Genomic DNA, 19,368 nt, shown 5'->3' with positions numbered 1-19,368 from the left:
CCAGCCGATCCCGAGGAATTTCAATTTCCTGCTCACCATATTCACTCCGAACTATCTTTTTACTTTTTCCATTGCGACTGTTGGCGTTAGCCTTTCCCTTTATTTCATGCTTGTTATATCCTAAATGCGTATCCATTTCAGCTACTAGCATTTCCTGTATTGTTTCAGCAAAGAGCTCTTTCAGTGCACTCTGTGCATCCATTGCCGATACCAATTTGTTCTCTCTAATAAATTGTCGAAGCTGTTCTTTTGTCCATAATCCCATGTGTGCTCCCCAACCTTCCTATATATCTATTTTAATAGATTTGGGAGTTTACACAATCTATTTTACAGACTCTAAAGGTGTGACTATTCCATACGAAAATTTGATTTCCGTTATATTGATGGTACTAATAATTAATCTTTATCAATTCGCTATCGTTGTTATCACTACTTCTATTATTGACAAAAGCACTACGTATCAGTCTGTATCATTAGTGATCTTTTATATCCAAATATTCTTAGGTGGTCTAACATTCCCTCCCGAAATGTTTCCAGTATTTGTAAGGGAACTAGTTTACATATTTAATCCAATTATATATGGACTGGAAGCGATGAGGGGTATATGGACAGAGGGACATAGTATTGTGAAGTATCCACAGGAAATAATGATTTTATTATTAGTGTCATCTGCTATGATTGCTCTGGGAATATTTATTGTGAAAAAACGTGAAAAACTGCAATACCAGTAATTATCGGATTTCATGCCGTGAAAATTAGAAAAAACTAAACTAAAAAAAGATGCCGAAACTCTATCGGCATCCGTTTTTAGTTGTTTTCATTGTGTCCGTTTGTTGTTTTTTAGAGCATTACCTCCAAGTGTAGCCACAGCAGTTTCTCACTTACTCTGTCTCTTACTGAGAAGGTTACGCTGCTTATCTTCTAATGCTGCCAATCCTTTCTTCCGACATGAACTCACGCCTTAGGATCCTTCACACCAAAGGCTTCCAATAAGAAGCGGGAAGGTGCTGTAGGTTTGCCATGATAATGAAGAGGCGAAGTAATGAATAGACGCTCCTTGGCCCTTGTTACCGCTACATAAGCGAGTCGACGCTCTTCCTCCAGCGCGGCCTCAGACAACTTGGCTGCACCTGCTTCTGGGTGCGTGACTTTCATTTCTTCAGGGACTTTATCTTTTAGAACACTACTGTGCGGAAGTATTCCTTCACTCGCGCCAATCCAGTAGACATGACGGAATTCCATCCCTTTAGCACGGTGAATTGTCATGAGTTGTACGGCATTCTCGGCGCCCCCATCTCGTAATGCTTCCATTTGTTTATGACGCGAGGTAAGCTCGTCTGCATGAGCTATAAACTGGTCCACGGTGTCAAAGCGTGCTGCTGCACTCTCTAATTCGTCTAAACTATCGGTTAGCGTCTCTTTATATTGGGTATGAAGAAGAGGATCACCTGCATCCATATATTTATCATAGAACAGTCTACGCATCTCTTGGACGGCATAAACGGGTTTCAGTGTGATCAGTTTCTTGATCAATTTAATGCGTTCTTTAACAGCTACTTGCTGATAGGGTTGAAGTCGATCCCAGCGCGTTAGATGAATGAGAGGATATTTCTTAGGCTGTTGATTCTCTTGGCTTGTTAAATAAGCCATTCCATCTTCTCGAGCAATATAGAGTGGGCCAAGCGCGCTTTGGTAAGCCTCTTTACACCTAGGATTCAAAGAAAGTCTAAGATGATCCATTAATGTCTTCACCACGGTCTGATCGTAGAAGACGGAGTTATTGCCATATTGAACAAAAGGGATTCCTCGCAGTAATAGCTGTTCCAACATAGCACGGCTACTGCCTGCGGTTCGATGGAGAATAGCAATATCAGCATAAGTGGCTTCACCGAGTTCAATATGCTGTTCTAAATGGGTCGCAACAAAGGCAGCCTCTTCCTCGACATTGGTTGGAGAAGCATACTGTGGAGCGGTACCTTGCACGCCTGCAGCTACAAGATGTTTGACCCGCCGATGCTGATTGTAAGCAATAAGAGCTGTGCCCAGACCGAGAATGCGATTATCACTACGGTAGTTAATGGGAAGCGCAATAACCTTGGCATCAGGATACAATGTATCAAATTGTAAGATTGATTCCTGTTGCGCTCCGTTAAAGGAATAGATCGTCTGATCGTCATCCCCCACCACCATAAGATTACGATGCCCTTCAGCTAACTTACGGACCATTTCATATTGCACCGTATTCGTATCTTGAAATTCATCCACCATCATGTAGCTGAACCGAGATTGTAACCTTGCACATGTCTGTGGGTCGTTTAGTAATTGTGTCGTATGCAATAAAATGTCATCGAAGTCCCATTGATTCCTTCCTTGCTTCCACTCCTCATAATTGAGTAGAATACTCTTAATCTTGGATTCATCTTCGGTCTGGTCTGGAAGATCCTCCGGCCAATGTCCGTTCATCTTCCATGCCGAGAGAGCAGCCAGTAAGGTCTCGGGTTGATAGGCTTCACTAACCTTGTGGCGCCGTAAGATAATCTTCATAATGGTATGTCTAGTGGAGAAGTCTCCAAGTATTTGTTCATGCTGTCCAGATTGTCTTAATAGAGCTAGGCCGAAAGAGTGAAAGGTTCGCGCCTGCACTGCCTGTGCAATTCTTGCAGAAATACCCGGTAAGCGCGCAATACGTTCTTTGATTTCAGCGGCTGCTTTGCTTGTAAAGGTGACAAGTAAAATCTGAGAAGCGGAGATGCCGAGAACTTGTATGAGATAACCCGTTCGTGCAGCTAAGACAGTTGTCTTGCCGCAGCCAGCGCCAGCAAGGGCAAGGAGTGGGCCTTCGCCATGCCGAACAGCATCGATCTGGGGTCCATTAAGAAATATTCCTGCTTGCTCTAGTGCACGGAAGTAGAATGCATCCTCCATGTGAGGAGTGACTAGCTGGGCACTAGTCGCTGCCGGTGCATCGGCTGCTTGAGGAATAGGTGTATTTAAGGGCACGATTGCCGGATGTGAATGATAACTAATCGTTGATTGCTGCACGTTATGCCGCCTTTCAGATCTATTAGAAATTTCCTTTTTCACAAGGAGTCTATAAATTTGGTATGATAGAGTCATAGCTAAAAACTTAGTGGTACAAATAAAGCAGTAATCCTAATTATAACGCTAATTATACGATTGAGGTTAAGATTCCTAATTTTTTACAAGTTAAGAAAGAGAATAATCCTTATCTGGAAGCATAGGGCTATTATATATGCTAATACGAAAGTGATTTGGATCGGAATGAAGGAGGAGAAATTTATGAACATTATGAAACGTATTAAAGATGGTGCGAACCGTGCAACAGAGAAGGCGCAAAGCGTCGTTGAAGTGAACAAAATTAATGGATATATTGCTGAGATAGAGAGAGAGATGGACATTCATTTCTTGAAAATGGGCAAAGTATTCTATGAGGGTTATTGTTCCGAGGATATGAGAATTGCTGAGAAAGAAATGGTTGCACTGTCCAAAACCTGTGATCAGCTTGGATCGGAAATCGATGAGTTTCGGGGACGTATTGCAGACTTGAAAAAAGAGCGACTATGTAAGTGTGGTAAAGTTGTGGCTTTAGATGTGAACTTTTGTCCTCAATGTGGCACAAAGATGTTAGAAGATCAGCCTAAATACCAGCAGGAGAACCAGGTTGATGACGAGAAGAGAACAGTATACCCAGAGCCGATGAACAGTGCGACCATTGAATCCATTCTCTATGAGGACGCTCAGGAGTTTCTTGAAGAGGATGTTGTGGAAGAAGTTCCTCAAGATTTGGAGCGCGAGCGTAGACAAGTTGAAGATTTAGAACGTGAACGAGAGCGGCAACTTGAGTTAGATCGACGTATTCGCTATTGGAATGATAACAATCACAGCGCAGCTACGGAAGAGAACGATGCAGAGGGCACCAGTGATGAAAAAGAAACTTTCAAATGCCAAATCTGTGCCGCGGATCTAGCGATGGGCTCCAAATGGTGTCCTCGCTGTGGTGCTGAACAGATTTAAATTATGATGTTGAATAAGGGTAGGATTAGATAAGTTTTCATGGGGAATGTGTTAAGGCAACTTGGGAGGGCAACAGTATGGAACAATTACTACATCATCTACGGACTCTTGGATTTATTGAGATGGAAGCCAAAATTATGGTCGAACTGGCAGGTAGCGGCCCTTCTTCGGGATATGAAGTTGCCAAAAGAATGGGTGTATCACGCTCGAATGTATATGCAACTCTGCAAAGGTTGACACAGCAAGGTTTTCTTCAGTGTAGTACGGGAGAGCCCATCCGGTATAACATGCTGAAGATTGAGGAATTGACACGGTTGATTTCTGGTCAAATGAAGGAGTCGATTTCATTCATTGAGAGCAGAATGCCACGAGCTCAGGTGGCGAACCCTCCGTTCTATCATGTGGAGGGGGAACGTGAAGTTCTAGACATTCTGGTTCGTGAGATGGAGAAGGCTACGAAGGAAATTGTGATTGACGTGTGGCGTGAAGAGGCGGCCTTGCTAAGGAATGAACTAGAACAAGCGGAAAGTAGAGGCGTGAAGTTGTTATGGTCTACGGATGGTGGTGATGCCACGATGAGCCGTTATTTATCATGGCCCTCATGGGATCATGGATCAACAACGAATGGACCCTCAGTTGCTGGACGCAAATTCTCGTTTGTGATGGATAGGCACTGGTGTATGTTGGGCATGCGTGGGGAGGACCCTAGCAAGACGGTAGCCATGATTACCGATCATCCTGTGATGACGGAGTTACTCCTAAGCCATTTCACGCAAGAAATGGTGCTCTACGAAGTAGAGAAAGACATAGGTAGTGAGCTGGTAGAGCGTTATGGTCCACATTACGAGCAAATTTATCGTAAGTATGTAGGCGTGGATATCGAGAATGAAGATTAATGGAATGTCAGTGCAGACTCTCATGCGTGATAAGTGATATTAAAAGAAGCGGAGGACTAATCAATGGAGTGTCTAGTAAATTTCGTGGTGAAGCATAAGAATCAAGAAACGAAACAACTAAGGGGCCTTATTTTCCTGAACGATCAGCAACGGCCTGGAGACGAACAGTTGCTGCAAATGTTTAGAGATATGAAGTTTGATTTGGTCGTTGCTGATCGAGACACACTTCTGTTCGAACCGGTGGATCCATCTTCGGACTACATCTCGATTCGAATTGTTGAATTGGATATGGGTGAAGATCGTTACACAGAGGATAGAGATCTCAAAACGATTCTCTCGAATTTTTTGTAATTTATACCTAATGGAACATTTACGGCATATTTCTCTTTATTTTATAGGAACATATGCTGTATAATGCAGTCATTGTCGTTTTGTGTAAGTAAGTGTCGATTTGAGCTAGATTATATAGTATCGTTTTATAATTGCTCTCGTATAGGTGCAGGAATAGGCCTGCATGTCTCTACCCGATCACCGGAATGATTGGACTACGGAGTAACAATTCATACCCTGAGTTTCTGTATCTTCAATCTATGTTGTTTGTAGCATAGGGCAGGAGACAATACGGAGACCTTTATGCGCTGTTATTCTGAAACCCATTATTTCCATGCCGAGCACTCGGTATCGGAGAAATGGGTTTCTTTTCAATATAAGAAAGTGTAAGTCTTCACTATGCTTTGCTTATATAATGAGAAACGGTTACCGCCTTGTTAAGGCCGGCGAGGCCGTTTCTTCTTTATTCTAAATAATGAACGAATAGGAGGGTCCGTCATGCAATTATTGAGACAGAAAGTATTGAATGAAGGAATAGTTCTTAGCAATCAGGTTCTAAAGGTTGACTCATTCCTTAACCATCAAATGGATCCTGTACTTATGAAGGAAGTAGGAAAAGAGTTCACACGGCGTTTTGAAGATCAGCAGATTACACGGGTGCTTACGATTGAATCCTCGGGGATTGCTCCAGGAATTATGACAGCATTGGAGTTGAATGTACCACTTATCTTTGCACGTAAGCAGAAGTCGCTAACATTACGAGAAGATATTCTCGTGGAGAAAGTTTATTCCTTCACGAAACAAGAGAGTAATGAGATCACAGTAGCGAAGAAATTTATGAAGCCGGGGGATCGGGTGCTGATCATTGATGATTTCCTCGCGAATGGTGAAGCTGCATTTGGACTTGCTCGTATTGTCGAGAAGGCAGGAGCGGAAGTTGTTGGGATTGGAATTGTGATAGAGAAATCGTTTCAACCTGGGCGCCGTTTATTGCTAGAGGCCGGGTACCGCGTAGAGTCGTTGGTGCGCATAGCAGCACTGGATGATGGACAAGTGACCTTTGTAGAAGATCACGAGGTCTAATTATTATATAGGGGGAAGCAGTACAACATGGGACAGCAGAATCAACAGAGGCACGAGCCTGTATTTAACAAAAATCGTCATCCACTACAGACACTTTCGCTAGGACTCCAGCACGTATTGGCTATGTATGCAGGGGCCGTTATTGTACCTCTTATCGTTGCAGGGGCATTAGGCTTAACAACAGATCAATTGACGTATTTAATTTCAATTGATTTACTAGCATGTGGTGTAGCAACACTACTTCAAGTGTGGGGGAATCGCTACTTCGGAATTGGTCTTCCAGTTATGTTAGGATGTGCGTTTCAAGCGGTGTCTCCGATGATTGCCATCGGATTGAATGACGGAGTCTCTGCTATTTATGGAGCCATCATTGCATCGGGTATTTTTGTTATTGTTTTCTCTGGATTATTTGGTAAGCTAATTGCCTTTTTTCCACCTGTGGTCACGGGTTCGGTTGTCACTATTATTGGTATCACCTTGATTCCTGTGGCATTAACGGATCTTGGAGGAGGCAACCAAGAGGCTGCTGATTTCGGCAGTCCTATGAATCTCATGTTAGGATTTGGGGTATTATTCTTTATTATTCTGATGAATCGATTCACTAAAGGTTTTGTTCGTTCGATTTCCGTCCTTATCGGTCTAATTGTGGGTACAGTTGCTGCAGCCCTATTCAGTGAAGTAAATCTTGTACCGTTGCAAGAGGCAAGTTGGTTCCATGTAGTACAGCCTTTCTATTTCGGGAAGCCAACTTTTAATATATCTGCGATTCTCACGATGATTCTCGTTGCGATTGTTAGTATTGCAGAATCTACAGGTGTGTTTATGGCGCTAGGCAAAATTGTGGGTAAAGATATTACGTCTAAGGATTTAACTCGTGGATATCGTGCTGAGGGGATCGCTATCGTTGTCGGGGGATTATTTAATTCCTTTCCATATACAACGTACTCCCAGAATGTAGGCTTAATTCAGATGAGTCGTGTGAAGACTAGGGATGTCATTGTTGTAGCGGGAGGGCTCTTGGTGTTGATCGGATTCGTACCGAAGATTGCCGCTTTAACGCAGCTCGTACCTACTGCTGTGTTGGGCGGAGCTATGGTTGCATTATTCGGTATGGTCGTATCATCAGGTATTCGAATGCTTGGTGACCAAGTGGATCTGAATCGATATGAGAATTTATTCATCATTGCCTGTTCTGTAGGTATGGGACTAGGTGTAACGGTGGTACCGGGCATATTCGCACAACTTCCTGACTGGGCTCGCATCCTTGTAGATAACGGGATTATAGCAGGTAGTGTAACAGCTATAGTGTTAAACTTACTATTTAATGGTCTCAAGGGGCCGGGGGCTGATCCAACACATGCAGACGAGAGTCAGGTTGCGTAAAGTTACCCAATATATGAATATGTGATTTGATAACGGCTTCGCATTCCACTTATGGATAGCGAAGCCGTTTTGTTGTCTGCTGAAGGTTGAAGCGAAGTGATGATCATAAATTCCGGAGTTGTCTTTCGGCTATGTCTCCAATCCAAGGTAGCTTGAACCATCTCCCTTGTGCCGCTTGCACGACTAGAACAATCCATAATATAAGCGTCAGCATAGATAAAAGGGAGGCCACAAGTGGACCTATTAGAGGCACGAATCCTGTGAGTACATGAGCAATCATAAGGCCTCCGAAAGTCATCACAGATTGTAGAGAGTGGAATAGGACCAATCGACTACGCTTCTCTATAGCCAGAAAAATGATACCTCCGATAAAGGTGAATAAATAACAGAGCATAGCAGCTATATTCTCAGGTATGCCCGTAGAAGACTTAGATGACAGTTAGATCACGCTCCTTATATACGAATAGTAACGATTTCCTCTTACCCTATGAATGTGTTAGACAAGATATGTGCAGTATTATTCGATTTCCTACATAGTCAGCCGATGCAGGATCGTAATTCGTTGCAGTAGCATATCATGTCCGTAGGGAGCATAGTTTTGGAGTACATCTAGGAGATAATGAGTTGATTAGACAGTATTTAGGTAAACATTTTGGAAGATAGCTGTTACCTAGAACAAAATATGGTACAATAGGGTAGAGTGATTCAGCTTCATCTTTACAGGGTATTAATAATGTTAGAGCCTGAGTGATGGTTCGAAGAGCTTTCTATCCACTTCATACTGCAACCTACTTCACGATGTTTTAAGGAAGATCTTTTCGGCATTCTCTTAACCCGAGCTTTTCATTCAGCGTTTTGGGAGGGAACAATTATGGCAACGAAAGGTCATAACGAAGTCAAGGAAAGTCTGCGGGAAATGACACGAATTTTCCGGCCTAAGGATCCAAAGAAGTTTGTAAAGGATTATGTCCGGAAATATCATATTATGGGAGGATACGAAGAGGAACTAACCTCAGTGGTAGAACACGAGCTTGGACGAATGGATTCTTCCGTTTCTTAGAGGAAATAATGAATACTAACAATAGAGAAAGATCCCTATAGACTGTTTTCTGCGGCAATTATCGCGGATTACAGTTTTTTTGTGCATGAATAGACATATAATGTGCAATAAATAGACAAACAATGTGCAACAAATATACATATAATAGGAATAATTTAACTGATGATACCCTATGAAGAGAGCGCATTCTTACCGTAACTAAAAGGATAGCCAAACAAATTATCACGGTCGTAAACGCTTGCAAAAGGCTATTTGACGGGTTTTTTTGGACATTTGAACATTTTGTGAACTGCTGCTGAGTCATTGACAAAGTACTACCTTAAACTTATATTAAATAGGTGATTGTTTTAATTGACAGGTCTATGTTTTTCGTGATAATACAGGTGTTTTTCCGTATATAAGTCGGTGATACCTGTGAAATTTGCAAAAGTGGGGTAGATAAAAGATGAAATGGTGGCAGCCTGTGAAGCGAATCCTTCCCATGTTAGCGGTGTTTTCCCTACTGTTGGCTGGTTGTGGCCGTGAAGACTTGTCGGTGTTAAGACCGCAAGGACCTGTGGCACAGGGACAGTTCGATTTAATGAAGCTTTCAATCTCAATTATGGTTGTGGTATTACTAATCGTGTTCGCAATAGCGGCTTACGTCATGATTAAATTCCGCAGAAGACCAGGCCAGACAGAAATACCAGAGCAAGTAGAAGGTAACTTCAAGTTAGAAATCATTTGGACCGTTATTCCTTTGATCCTAGTTCTTGTTCTTGCTGTTCCTACTGTCCGCGAAGTGTTTGCTTTTGGTAATGATCATTCCGATGATAAGAATGCTGTACATGTGAAAGTAACTTCACATCAATACTGGTGGGAGTTTGATTATCCTGAGTATGATATTAAGACAGCACAGGATTTGGTTATTCCAACGAACAAAGATATCGCGCTTGAATTGAAAACAGTAGATGTTATTCACTCTTTCTGGGTACCTTCACTATCAGGGAAGATGGATACTAACCCTGACGGAACGCTGAATAAGTTCAGCTTCAGTACGGCTAAAGAAGGCGTTTACTTAGGTAAATGTGCAGAATTATGTGGTCAATCACATGGTTTCATGGAATTCAAGGTTAAAGCAGTGAGTGAGGACTCTTTCGCTGCATGGGTAGCTTCAATGAAAGCACCTGTGGTAGCCATTGCTGATCCAGCGCTTGCAGAAACCTTCAAGAACCAATGTTTGTCTTGTCACGCCATTGGTGATCAAGGGGGAACATCTGGACCGAGTCTTACGGGGATCGGTTCACGTGAAACCGTAGCAAGTATCTTGCTGAACGCTGAAGGTAGTCAAGAAAATGGAGATCCAGTTGTGGATAACATCAAAGAATGGCTTCATGATCCACAAGCTGTGAAGCCAGGCAATAAGATGCCATCGCCTAAAGAAGACCTCGGTCTTTCCGATGCAGAAATTGATGGTATTGCGGAGTACTTGGCTAATTCTACATTGAAATAATAATCTCAGCAGGGACTTAGAAGGGGGTACGAACCTTGGCTCACGCACATAGTGTCAAGCGTTACAAGGGCTTGATGGATTGGCTAACGACTGTCGATCACAAAAAAATAGCTGTTCTTTATTTGCTGGGCGGAGGATTGTTTTTTGGTATAGGCGGAATTGAGGCTTTATTAATTCGGCTTCAATTAATTAAACCGATGAACGATTTAGTGTCCGCTCAATCTTTTAATGAATTAATTACTATGCACGGAACGACGATGATCTTTCTTGGCGTTATGCCTATCATCTTTGCACTCATGAATGCAATTATTCCGTTACAGATTGGCGCGCGCGATGTAGCCTTTCCTTTTCTGAATTCCCTCGGATTCTGGACCTTCCTATTCGGGGGACTTCTTCTGAATCTTAGTTGGTTTATGGGTGGAGCTCCAGATGCTGGATGGACGTCGTATACGCCGTTATCTGGTACACAATACAGTGAGACTCACGGGGTCGACTTTTATACCGTTGGATTGCAGATTGCAGGTCTTGGTACCTTGATCGGTGGTATTAACTTTCTAGCTACGATCATTACCATGCGTGCTCCAGGGATGTCATTCATGCGTATGCCTATGTTTACATGGACTGCATTTATTACTTCCGCTATGATATTGTTTGCTTTCCCTGCGATTACAGTAGGTTTGGTACTGTTGACCTTTGACCGTATTCTAGGAGCGAATTTCTTCGATGTCGCGGGTGGCGGTAACCCTATTCTGTGGCAACATATTTTCTGGATCTTCGGGCATCCTGAAGTATATATCTTGATTCTACCTGCTTTTGGTATTATCTCGGAAGTTATTCCGACTTTTGCTCGTAAACGTCTTTTTGGTTATAGTTCGATGGTGTTTGCAACGATCCTGATTGCATTTCTTGGATTTATGGTATGGGCGCATCACATGTTTACAACTGGACTGGGTCCAGTAGCTAATGCATTATTCTCGATCTCAACGATGTTAATTGCTGTTCCGACAGGGATTAAGATCTTTAACTGGATGTTCACGATGTGGGGCGGCCAAGTGAGATTTACGAGTGCGAATTTGTTCGCCGTTGGATTTATCCCAACGTTCACGATGGGTGGAGTTACGGGTGTTATGCTCGCTTCTGCTCCTGCGGATTTCCAGTTCCATGATACATACTTTGTCGTAGCGCATTTTCACTACGTTATTGTAGGGGGTCTGGTATTCGGATTATTCTCAGGGCTACACTATTGGTGGCCGAAGATGTTCGGACGTATACTTAATGAAACTATGGGTAAATGGACGTTCTGGACATTCGCTATTGGATTCCATATGACATTCTTTGTACAACATTTCTTGGGTCTCTTGGGAATGCAGCGTCGTGTATTTACTTATCTGCCAAACCAAGGTTTTGACACATTGAATTTAGTAAGTACAGTGGGTGCGTTCCTGATGGGTGTAGGTGTACTTATTTTCCTTTATAATGTATTTCATTCGTTTACTAAACCTAAGGGTGTGGCGAACGATCCATGGGAAGATGGACGTACATTGGAATGGTCTATTCCATCTCCACCGCCAGAACATAACTTTACACAAATACCTCTAGTACGGGGTATCGATGCTTTTTGGAAAGAGAAGATGGCTGGAAACAAGGGTATGACTCCGGCAGAGCCGATTGGCCCGATTCATATGCCTTCACCAACAATTCTTCCTTTCACCATGTCTGTAGGTATTTTCATTGCAGGTCTTGGATTGATGTTCAGTGGTGAGGAGTTCTCTAGTTCCTTCATGAGCTTCATATTCAATAATTGGATTGTATGTGGATTAGGTCTTCTTATCACTTTCGGTTCTATGGTACTGAGATCTCTCTTTGACGATCACGGCTGGCATATCGAACCTGAGGAATTGGAAGAGGAGGGAGTATAAGCATGGCATCAGCACACACAGAAGTTGACGGCAAATTGCCACATGAACCTGAGAAAGCGACGTTGGAAGGCCGTAACAAGATCCTTGGTTTTTGGCTCTTTCTTGGTGGTGAGGCCGTGCTTTTCGGTACACTCTTTGCCACATTCCTAACGCTTCGTAATCAGACTAATGAGGGGCCTACGGCGAATGAACTGTTTGCATTACCGTTGACAGCCGTTGCGACATTCCTCTTGTTAGTAAGTAGCTTAACCAGCGTATTCGCTATACAGGCTATGCATCGTCATAATCTTCCTTCTTTGAAGAAGTGGTTATTTGTTACGGTTCTCCTCGGGCTTGCATTTCTAGGCTTAGAAATTTATGAGTTTGCCGAGTATATGATTCTAGACGACTTTGGTATGACAACCAGTGCTTTTAGTTCAGCTTTCTATACATTAGTTGGCTTCCATGGAGCCCACGTAGCCTTTGGGGTTGTGTGGATCGGAATATTGATTGGACAGCTGTACAAAAAGGGATTAACGGTCGTAACCGCACCGAAGATTTATGTGTCTGCCATTTACTGGCACTTTATTGACGTCGTATGGGTATTTATCTTTACGGTAGTTTACCTACTTGGAAAGGTGGGCTAAAGGATGACTGTAGATCAGCAAACGGAGAACCAGGTGATTCATCGCAGTACTCGACATGAGGGTCCTCAAAAACATGTTATTGCCTTTATTTTCTCGATTGTACTCACGGCAATTGCTTTTGCTGCTGTAGCTGCAGGAGACGTAAATGTAACATTTACGATTTCCTTGTTGTTGTTCATGGCAGTATTACAAGTCATTGTACAGATGGGATTCTGGATGCACTTAAAAGATAAGGGACATTTAATGCCTATTATCTTCATGATCGGTGGGTTTTTCGTAGCAGGTACCGCGATTGTCACTGCATTGTTCTGGATGTGGTGGTAAAATGAGAAAGGGGTGGCATGTGCCACCCCTTTTTTAAAGAAAGTAAAAGTTTAAATGAACTCATGTTTGATGTCTATCCAGAAACGGTTACCGCCCTTTAAGAATGGCGTAGCCGTTTCTTCTTAAATGATAAGGGGTTATAAATGTCACTCTGTATTTCAATTCCGTTTAAAGGGTAAAGTACCATAATAAGATGTATAAGGCGTTCATTCGTGATGTTTGTCACTAATTAGACAGAAAATTACCCGGTGAGTAGGAGGTATTCACATGCTGGGATTAGAATACTTTAGCTTTGCGGACTTGTGGAGTCCCTTGTTTCTATGTTGTATGCTATTGATCACAGCTGCGTATTTATTCATTACAGGTCCTATGAGTGAGAAGTTCGCATCAGCAGAGCCTACTTCGGTACCTAAGAAGATTATGTTTGTGAGTGGTATGTTTTTGCTCTATATGGCACAAGGGGGGCCCATTAGTCTATTAGGGCATATGATGTTTTCCTTTCATATGTTGATTATGGCATTCTCCTATCTAGCTGCACCACCGTTAATTATGATGGGTATACCTACCTGGTTGTGGCGTGCTATTCTGAAAGTGAATCCCTTTAAGTTCTTAGGTTTTCTAGCGAAACCTATTGTAGCGGCGGTTCTCTTTAATGGGTTATTCTCGCTCTATCATATCCCTGTAATTCATGATTACGTCATGTTGAATTTTACTGTACATCGTTTGTATTATATCGTATTATTCATAACTTCTGTGCTGATGTGGTGGACGCTACTCAATCCGCTTCCAGAGAACAAACAGGGATCAAGTCTAGCAAAAATGGGTTATATTTTTCTGAATATGGTTCTCCTGACTCCGGCTTGTGGTCTAATCATATTTGCTTCGCACACGCTGTATGCGACTTATAGTGACCCTGTTGTATGGGCTGAAGCTATGGGATACTGTATAACTGGAGATACAACTTCACTATTGCAAAGTTTCGGTGGACCTACGTTCTTTAGCATTATGAGTCCGCTGGTCGATCAACAAGTGGGTGGTATAGCTATGAAATTTATTCAGGAATTTATTTTTGCATCAATATTGGCCTATGTATTTTTTCAATGGTATAGGAAGGAGAACCGTGACGACGAGGATATAAATTCTGACGATCTCGCGGATCACTCTCTGAATCATGTGTAAATTTTAAAGGTCGTTAAGGAGGAACAGCATCATGGATTGGTATTTTATATTTCCCACCATCAGTACCTCATTCATTGTCATTAGTGCAATACTAGTAGCTATTGGTTGGGGGCTGATCATTAAAGGAAAGAAAGAAGCGCATAAGAAGGTAATGATAGCTGGAGCTATAGCGGCACTATTATTCTTCATCATCTATACGTCCCGAACCATATTTATAGGTAATACCTCTTGGGGCGGTTCAGAAGAGATGCAGATCTACTATCAGATCTTCTTGATTTTCCATATTACACTGGCTACTGTAGCAGCAGTATTTGGGATCACGACACTTACACTTGGGTTCAAAGCAAAGTACTCGAAGCACCGTAAGTGGGGTAAGGTCACATCTATAATGTGGTTTTTTACCGCTATAACAGGTGTTGCTGTATATGTACTCCTGTACCTTCTATACCCGGGTGGGCATACGAAGCCTGTATGGCAAGTCATTCTGGGAATCTAGACAAGTCATCGATCTATGAAGGACTCGCGGTTTATACTGCGGGTTCTTTTTTTTGTGTATTAAATGTTAAATTATTGAATTCATGCTTGACAGTTGAAATAAGCACACTATATACTGTATATAAGGATATACACAGTAGGCACAGTGAACAGACCCAAGGATACGAGGATACATAACAAACTTATCTTAGTGAGGCGATACGAATGAAGCAAACAGTGATGAGAGACGCTTGGATGATTGTTAAAAAGGATTTTAGAAATGAAAAATTCATAATTGTATGGTCTGTGATTTTTATGCTTTATACGGGCGGAGCAATAGGGAGTCTAATGGAGACGAAGCTTGGCAATCAAGAATTAGGACAATTTTTTAACCCCTTTATTGATATTATGATGTTATCGCTTATTCCTATGCTAGGCTTTTACTTCTCGAGGAAGTCGTTCAAGTACTTAACAGAAGATTCGTACACGCAGATGCTTGCGTACTTTAGAACATTGCCCATAGCCCCTAACGTCACGATGAGAGCTAGACATCTACAAATGGGGTTTGCGGTTATGCTGAATAGTGTCATCTTTTTTTCAATCCTATACTTTATTAGTAATCATATCCGATTACAATTGTCGATCCTACCTTATATTGCCTTTTCTCTAACATGGATTGGATATGCGGTGGCTGTAATGGGAATATATATACATTTTGAATCTTTGCACAGTGGAAAGAAGTACTTCTGGAAGACGTTGATGTTGATGTTGATCACAATTATCGTAAGTTTAGGGTTGCACTTTCTGGATGTGAATGTACTGCAATTAACAATTGATCATGCGAAAATGTATGGGTTCAAATCTCCAGTCATGTGGATTTCTCTAATTGGGGGAGTAGTAAGTCTAGTTCTATGTGGCAAGCTGACACTTCATAAGCTCCAGATGAGAGATCTGGTTTAACAGAAAATTATAGCTTGAATAGAGCGTAGAAGTGAGGTGTGAAAGGTGTGGATTCCAATTCAAATTAATGAGAATAGTGCAGAGCCACTTTATCATCAGATTGAGACCCAGTTGAGATCGCTTATTATTAATGGACAGATTGAGGAAGGCAAACTTTTGCCCTCGATTAGAGAATTTGCAGGCGGATTAAGTTGTAGTGTCATTACCGTTAGAAGAGTATACCAAGATTTAGAGAGTGAAGGGTTACTCAGAACGAAGCAAGGAACGGGAACCTTTGTGGCTAAGGTCGGACAGCCTAAGCGTGAAGTTTTTCGAAGAGAAGCTGTAGAAGAGGCGCTAAATAAGGCAGTCGATGTTGGGATTTCTGTTCAGTGTAGTGAGGAAGAATTACGCGAGTTGTTTCTAAACATTGTGAATATTAAATATCATCAGACTAAGGAAGGGGAGGTGTAACAGATATGGAGCAGAACGTATTAAATCTCCAAGGTGTAGTGAAGGAACGTCGAACGAGAACGATCGGGCCGCTAGACCTTTCTATTCCTCAAGGTTATGTGATTGGAATGGTTGGTGAGAACGGCGCAGGTAAAAGTAGTCTGATTCATATGATGATGCAGCTAGTTATTCCGGATGAAGGAAGAATCGAATGGTTTGGGAAGTCATATCAGGGTCCTCTTCCACCAGAAATTAGACGGATGATTGGATATGTAGCTGAGAAATCGAATGTAGAGGAAGATAACTTAACGATAGAAGAGGCTACTAAATTCCGAGCGTACTGGTACCCGGATTGGGATCATACGTTGTTCGAAGAACTGATAACGAAGTTCAAGATTCCACGAGGGACCAAGCTGAATAAAATGTCCAAGGGTGAACGACGAAAGTTCGAAATATCGGCAGCGATGGCACCTCATCCTAAACTACTGTTACTGGATGAACCATCTTCGGGATTAGATCCTTTTGCCTGGAAAATGATGATGGATGTTTTAAAGGATTATATGATGCAAGGAGATACAACGATTCTTCTGTCCACTCATATTGTAGAAGAGGTTAGAAGACTTGCTGATTATATTCTGCTTATGCATCAGGGGCAAGTTTACGGGATGCTGGAGAAAGATAGCCTTATGGATAATTGGAAAGAAATATGGGTTAGTAGTGATGCTGATTTGGTAGAGGATTTACCTGGGGTGATAGAATGGCATCAAGAGTCTAAGGGTGTATTACGAATGATTACGACGGAGTGTCTTAATGTCGAAAGAGCTCTTCAAGAATCTGGGATTGGAATGATCAAGACTCGAGGTCTAGAACTTGATGAAATATTAAGTCTTTGGATCCAAAGACAAATGACTGCCTAGTGGGATAAGAGAGGGGAAAATAAATATGGAATCTTTGAAATTGGATTATGTGTTTAAGCAATTTGGGGACAAAACAGCAGTGAATAAACTGTCTTTAAAAGTAGAGGAAGGAGAAATCTACGGACTACTTGGGGCTAATGGAGCAGGTAAAACCACAACGATGAGAATGGTGCTGGGTCTTATTTATCCTGATGGTGGGGAGATCAGCTATAATGGTAAACCGCATAGTGCAGAACTTCAACAAATTATGGGGTACTTGCCAGAGGAACGTGGACTATATCCGAAAGTTAAGGTTAGCGATCAGATTACGTATTTAGCGCAGCTTCGGGGAGTATCTAAGAAGCAAGCCGATAAGAGCCTTCGTTATTGGCTAGAGCGATTTGAAGTGCCGGAGTATTATGATAAAAAAATAGAAGAGCTCTCCAAAGGAAATCAGCAAAAAATTGGCTTCATAGCAGCTGTGGTACATAATCCACAAATTCTTATCCTAGATGAAGCATTCAGCGGCTTGGATCCAGTAAATGTAGAACTACTAAAATCTACAGTTAAAGAACTACGCGATCAAGGAACTAGCATATTGTTCTCCACACATCGGATGGAGCATGTGGAGGAATTATGCCAGAATATTACGATTATGCATCGTTCGAATCCCATTGTTCAAGGAAGCTTAAAGGAAATCAAAGGCAGATATCCGCGTGAGCAAGTCATTCTTAGCACGACGAGTCAAGTTACAGGCTTAGAGAATATAGCGGGTGTAACGAAAGTGGAGTCACAAGAACAAGGCGGATATGTCATTTCCATCTCAGACGTATCAGCAGCACAGCAGATATTGCACATGGCCATGCAACAAAGTGTCGTTGAACGTTTTGAAATCAAGGAACCCACATTGAATCAAATATTTATTAAAGAGGTAGGTGAGTCTAATGAATAAGATGGGTACTGTAATTGGATTTACATTCCGAAATAAAGTGAAAACTAAATCCTTCGTAGTGACAACCATTATTCTGGCATTGATCATGTCAATTGCTATTAATATTCCGTATTTCATACAATTATTTACGGGTGAAGACTTAAAGAATGAAGTTACCAAGATTGGTCTGGTGTATGAGCAACAAGTTGAGCTAGCAGACCAATTGGATACGTATTGGCAAGCACAGAAGAGCGATGACTTCACCTTCGTGAAATATGATACTGCGAATGAAGAGCTCTTAAATAAAGACATCGAAGAAGGGAAAATCGAAGGGTATCTACAATTTGTATCGGATGACAAAGCTGTGTTCCCAACCGTGTTGTATTCTTCTGAGGAAGAGGAAGGGCTGAGCCCAATAGTTCAAGCCGATTTAGCGGGTGCGTTACAAGCGGTTAAGATGCAATATATTGTGAAAGATGCACTGACTGCGGAACAGACAGCAGCGTTGGCAATACCGGTGCAATTGGATTCACGTCAAGTCAATAATACTTCGACGGAAGCGCCAGATACAGAAGAAGAGGTTGCGCAGAAAGTTATCAATTATGGTGTGGTCTATGTGTTGTTAATCTTGTTCTTCTTCACTTCGATCTCTACTGGAAATATGATTGCCTCTGAAGTAACAACAGAGAAGAGTTCCCGGATTATGGAGATTCTAATTACGAGTGTATCACCACTCACCCAAATGTTCGGAAAGATTATAGGGATGTTCCTAGTAGGACTTACACAGATTGCAATATTTATTATAGTGATGATAGGGAACGTGATGATGCCGCAGAATAAAGCCATCCTAGCCGATTTTGACTTGAATCTTTCAAATGTAAGTACAGATGTGCTAGTCTACGGATTTATTTTCTACTTGCTAGGTTACTTCCTGTTCGCCGTATTATTCGCTGCAGTCGGTTCAATAGTTAGTCGCACAGAAGACCTAGCGCAAGCGGTCATGCCGATTACCATGCTGACTTTAGCAGCATTCTACATCGCAACGTTCAGCTTCGGAGCTCCTAATTCCATGTTGATGAAAGTAGCTTCCTATATTCCATTCTTCTCACCTACGACGGTAATCGTCCGCATTGGTGTGGGAGATATCGCACCTTGGGAAATCTGGGTATCCATTCTTATCTTAATCGTATCTATCCTAGTGTTGGGTTGGTTGTCCGCTAAGATCTACCGTACAGGTGTACTGATGTATGGTAAACGCCCAACTATTAAAGAACTACGCAAAGCGATGAAGGCTTATAAGATATAGTTCAGTGAATGAACGCAAATAACAAATAAATAGTAGTGAAAA

At 42.0% G+C, this 19,368-nt stretch carries 21 protein-coding genes and 1 riboswitch; of the genes, 18 read left to right on the top strand and 3 right to left on the bottom strand.

Translation table 11 applies throughout. The features are described from left to right. Positions 1-265: transposase (locus J2T13_RS07375; RefSeq protein ID WP_429369798.1), on the bottom strand; the 265-nt coding region annotated here is incomplete at its 3' end. Between the two features lie 115 nt (positions 266-380). Here J2T13_RS07375 and J2T13_RS07370 point away from each other — a divergent pair. Beyond that, positions 381-731 (top strand): hypothetical protein, encoded by a 351-nt coding sequence (locus J2T13_RS07370; RefSeq protein ID WP_429369796.1) that lies wholly within the window; start codon positions 381-383, stop codon positions 729-731. Between the two features lie 223 nt (positions 732-954). Here the strand turns inward: J2T13_RS07370 and J2T13_RS07365 are convergent, their stop codons facing one another. Then, a complete protein-coding gene (locus J2T13_RS07365; RefSeq protein ID WP_429369795.1) occupies positions 955-3,042 on the bottom strand; it encodes an ATP-dependent helicase in 2,088 nt (695 codons plus the stop codon). 258 nt (positions 3,043-3,300) lie between these two features. Here J2T13_RS07365 and J2T13_RS07360 point away from each other — a divergent pair, with 258 nt between their 5' ends. The 5 genes from J2T13_RS07360 to J2T13_RS07340 all read left to right on the top strand — a co-directional run bounded on the left by J2T13_RS07360 (position 3,301) and on the right by J2T13_RS07340 (position 7,727). Continuing rightward, positions 3,301-4,035: a zinc ribbon domain-containing protein gene (locus J2T13_RS07360; protein ID WP_429369793.1), complete on the top strand. Its 735-nt coding sequence runs from the start codon at positions 3,301-3,303 to the stop codon at positions 4,033-4,035. A 77-nt stretch (positions 4,036-4,112) separates the two neighbouring features. Continuing rightward, positions 4,113-4,931 (top strand): TrmB family transcriptional regulator, encoded by an 819-nt coding sequence (locus tag J2T13_RS07355; protein ID WP_429369791.1) that lies wholly within the window; start codon positions 4,113-4,115, stop codon positions 4,929-4,931. Between the two features lie 63 nt (positions 4,932-4,994). After that, positions 4,995-5,282 (top strand): hypothetical protein, encoded by a 288-nt coding sequence (locus J2T13_RS07350; RefSeq protein WP_429369789.1) that lies wholly within the window; start codon positions 4,995-4,997, stop codon positions 5,280-5,282. A 116-nt stretch (positions 5,283-5,398) separates the two neighbouring features. Further along, positions 5,399-5,499: riboswitch (purine riboswitch) on the top strand. Positions 5,500-5,759: 260 nt separating this feature from the next. Then, a complete protein-coding gene (locus J2T13_RS07345) occupies positions 5,760-6,344 on the top strand; it encodes a xanthine phosphoribosyltransferase (RefSeq protein WP_429369788.1) in 585 nt (194 codons plus the stop codon). 27 nt (positions 6,345-6,371) lie between these two features. Then, positions 6,372-7,727 (top strand): nucleobase:cation symporter-2 family protein, encoded by a 1,356-nt coding sequence (locus J2T13_RS07340; protein ID WP_429369786.1) that lies wholly within the window; start codon positions 6,372-6,374, stop codon positions 7,725-7,727. Between the two features lie 103 nt (positions 7,728-7,830). On the opposite strand, the gene J2T13_RS07335 is transcribed toward J2T13_RS07340, so the two are convergent. Beyond that, positions 7,831-8,121 (bottom strand): DUF4870 domain-containing protein, encoded by a 291-nt coding sequence (locus J2T13_RS07335; RefSeq protein ID WP_429369784.1) that lies wholly within the window; start codon positions 8,119-8,121, stop codon positions 7,831-7,833. 477 nt (positions 8,122-8,598) lie between these two features. Between J2T13_RS07335 and J2T13_RS07330 the strand changes: the two genes are divergently transcribed. From J2T13_RS07330 to J2T13_RS07275, 12 genes are all read left to right on the top strand, one after another. Continuing rightward, a complete protein-coding gene (locus J2T13_RS07330) occupies positions 8,599-8,787 on the top strand; it encodes a hypothetical protein (protein ID WP_044879537.1) in 189 nt (62 codons plus the stop codon). Between the two features lie 445 nt (positions 8,788-9,232). Next, positions 9,233-10,279: a cytochrome c oxidase subunit II gene (gene coxB / locus J2T13_RS07325; RefSeq protein ID WP_429369782.1), complete on the top strand. Its 1,047-nt coding sequence runs from the start codon at positions 9,233-9,235 to the stop codon at positions 10,277-10,279. Positions 10,280-10,353: 74 nt separating this feature from the next. Further along, positions 10,354-12,198 (top strand): cytochrome c oxidase subunit I, encoded by a 1,845-nt coding sequence (gene ctaD / locus J2T13_RS07320; protein ID WP_429369822.1) that lies wholly within the window; start codon positions 10,354-10,356, stop codon positions 12,196-12,198. Between the two features lie 2 nt (positions 12,199-12,200). Beyond that, the gene (locus tag J2T13_RS07315; protein ID WP_429369780.1) at positions 12,201-12,824 is read left to right on the top strand and encodes a cytochrome (ubi)quinol oxidase subunit III; all 624 of its coding nucleotides are present in this window, start codon (positions 12,201-12,203) and stop codon (positions 12,822-12,824) included. Positions 12,825-12,827: 3 nt separating this feature from the next. Further along, positions 12,828-13,148: a cytochrome C oxidase subunit IV family protein gene (locus tag J2T13_RS07310; protein ID WP_429369778.1), complete on the top strand. Its 321-nt coding sequence runs from the start codon at positions 12,828-12,830 to the stop codon at positions 13,146-13,148. Positions 13,149-13,415: 267 nt separating this feature from the next. Next, a complete protein-coding gene (ctaG, locus tag J2T13_RS07305; protein WP_429369776.1) occupies positions 13,416-14,327 on the top strand; it encodes a cytochrome c oxidase assembly factor CtaG in 912 nt (303 codons plus the stop codon). A gap of 31 nt (positions 14,328-14,358) precedes the next feature. Continuing rightward, positions 14,359-14,823 (top strand): DUF420 domain-containing protein, encoded by a 465-nt coding sequence (locus tag J2T13_RS07300; RefSeq protein WP_429369774.1) that lies wholly within the window; start codon positions 14,359-14,361, stop codon positions 14,821-14,823. 203 nt (positions 14,824-15,026) lie between these two features. Then, positions 15,027-15,761: a hypothetical protein gene (locus J2T13_RS07295; protein WP_429369772.1), complete on the top strand. Its 735-nt coding sequence runs from the start codon at positions 15,027-15,029 to the stop codon at positions 15,759-15,761. A gap of 45 nt (positions 15,762-15,806) precedes the next feature. Then, positions 15,807-16,214, top strand: coding sequence for a GntR family transcriptional regulator (locus tag J2T13_RS07290; protein WP_429369770.1), 408 nt, complete (start codon positions 15,807-15,809; stop codon positions 16,212-16,214). 5 nt (positions 16,215-16,219) lie between these two features. Further along, positions 16,220-17,110: an ABC transporter ATP-binding protein gene (locus J2T13_RS07285; RefSeq protein ID WP_429369769.1), complete on the top strand. Its 891-nt coding sequence runs from the start codon at positions 16,220-16,222 to the stop codon at positions 17,108-17,110. A 25-nt stretch (positions 17,111-17,135) separates the two neighbouring features. Beyond that, entirely contained in the window at positions 17,136-18,041 is a 906-nt protein-coding gene (locus J2T13_RS07280; RefSeq protein ID WP_429369767.1) for an ABC transporter ATP-binding protein, read from the top strand. Further along, positions 18,034-19,326: an ABC transporter permease gene (locus tag J2T13_RS07275; RefSeq protein ID WP_429369765.1), complete on the top strand. Its 1,293-nt coding sequence runs from the start codon at positions 18,034-18,036 to the stop codon at positions 19,324-19,326. The genes J2T13_RS07280 and J2T13_RS07275 overlap by 8 nt, the downstream gene beginning before the upstream one ends. The last annotated feature ends 42 nt before the right edge of the window (positions 19,327-19,368 follow it).

This window comes from Paenibacillus sp. DS2015, assembly GCF_050433705.1.
Taxonomy (GTDB): domain Bacteria; phylum Bacillota; class Bacilli; order Paenibacillales; family Paenibacillaceae; genus Paenibacillus_AQ.
This window is presented reverse-complemented; position numbering and strand designations above follow the sequence as displayed.

What these genes read in the sequence shown, in the direction of transcription:
- coxB (WP_429369782.1), top strand. Translation starts at nt 9,233, where the DNA reads ATGAAATGGTGGCAGCCTGTGAAGCGAATCCTTCCCATGTTAGCGGTG.
- J2T13_RS07345 (WP_429369788.1), top strand. Translation starts at nt 5,760, where the DNA reads ATGCAATTATTGAGACAGAAAGTATTGAATGAAGGAATAGTTCTTAGC.
- J2T13_RS07360 (WP_429369793.1), top strand. Translation starts at nt 3,301, where the DNA reads ATGAACATTATGAAACGTATTAAAGATGGTGCGAACCGTGCAACAGAG.
- J2T13_RS07335 (WP_429369784.1), bottom strand. Translation starts at nt 8,121, where the DNA reads ATGCTCTGTTATTTATTCACCTTTATCGGAGGTATCATTTTTCTGGCT.
- J2T13_RS07330 (WP_044879537.1), top strand. Translation starts at nt 8,599, where the DNA reads ATGGCAACGAAAGGTCATAACGAAGTCAAGGAAAGTCTGCGGGAAATG.
- J2T13_RS07275 (WP_429369765.1), top strand. Translation starts at nt 18,034, where the DNA reads ATGAATAAGATGGGTACTGTAATTGGATTTACATTCCGAAATAAAGTG.
- J2T13_RS07295 (WP_429369772.1), top strand. Translation starts at nt 15,027, where the DNA reads ATGAAGCAAACAGTGATGAGAGACGCTTGGATGATTGTTAAAAAGGAT.
- ctaG (WP_429369776.1), top strand. Translation starts at nt 13,416, where the DNA reads ATGCTGGGATTAGAATACTTTAGCTTTGCGGACTTGTGGAGTCCCTTG.
- J2T13_RS07340 (WP_429369786.1), top strand. Translation starts at nt 6,372, where the DNA reads ATGGGACAGCAGAATCAACAGAGGCACGAGCCTGTATTTAACAAAAAT.
- J2T13_RS07350 (WP_429369789.1), top strand. Translation starts at nt 4,995, where the DNA reads ATGGAGTGTCTAGTAAATTTCGTGGTGAAGCATAAGAATCAAGAAACG.
- ctaD (WP_429369822.1), top strand. Translation starts at nt 10,354, where the DNA reads ATGGATTGGCTAACGACTGTCGATCACAAAAAAATAGCTGTTCTTTAT.
- J2T13_RS07355 (WP_429369791.1), top strand. Translation starts at nt 4,113, where the DNA reads ATGGAACAATTACTACATCATCTACGGACTCTTGGATTTATTGAGATG.
- J2T13_RS07285 (WP_429369769.1), top strand. Translation starts at nt 16,220, where the DNA reads ATGGAGCAGAACGTATTAAATCTCCAAGGTGTAGTGAAGGAACGTCGA.
- J2T13_RS07300 (WP_429369774.1), top strand. Translation starts at nt 14,359, where the DNA reads ATGGATTGGTATTTTATATTTCCCACCATCAGTACCTCATTCATTGTC.
- J2T13_RS07310 (WP_429369778.1), top strand. Translation starts at nt 12,828, where the DNA reads ATGACTGTAGATCAGCAAACGGAGAACCAGGTGATTCATCGCAGTACT.
- J2T13_RS07280 (WP_429369767.1), top strand. Translation starts at nt 17,136, where the DNA reads ATGGAATCTTTGAAATTGGATTATGTGTTTAAGCAATTTGGGGACAAA.
- J2T13_RS07315 (WP_429369780.1), top strand. Translation starts at nt 12,201, where the DNA reads ATGGCATCAGCACACACAGAAGTTGACGGCAAATTGCCACATGAACCT.